Here is a 447-nt window from a genome sequence, read left to right on the forward strand (position 1 = left end):
CAAGGGGATTCGAACCCCTGTTACCGCCGTGAAAGGGCGGTGTCCTAGGCCTCTAGACGATGGGGACGCAGAAATTGATTTGCAAATAATTATATTTGCTATTTCTGCGTTAGATGAGACCGAGCCTCTGAGGCAATAGCCTTATTCTTAGTTGCAGAATAAAATCTGTGTCACTAGGACTGGCTATTTTAACTCGCACCATATGAGTTAGTATAATCTAGAAACCACTCGAGGATTTTTAGATAATATCACTTCACCTGAGTGAAATGGCGTCCCCAAGGGGATTCGAACCCCTGTTACCGCCGTGAAAGGGCGGTGTCCTAGGCCTCTAGACGATGGGGACGCAGAAATTGATTTGCAAATATTGTTTGCTATTTCTGAATTAGATGAGACCGAGCCTGTGAGGCAATGGCCTTATTCTTAATTGCAGAATAAAATCTGTGTCAC

General features: G+C 44.5%; 1 tRNA gene. It reads right to left on the bottom strand.

The window, feature by feature from the left end:
- Nucleotides 1-267: 267 nt before the first annotated feature.
- Nucleotides 268-343: transfer RNA gene (locus CWC18_RS20755), tRNA-Glu, on the bottom strand.
- Nucleotides 344-447: the final 104 nt, after the last annotated feature.

It is taken from the genome of Pseudoalteromonas aurantia (assembly GCF_005886875.1).
GTDB lineage: Bacteria > Pseudomonadota > Gammaproteobacteria > Enterobacterales > Alteromonadaceae > Pseudoalteromonas > Pseudoalteromonas aurantia_A.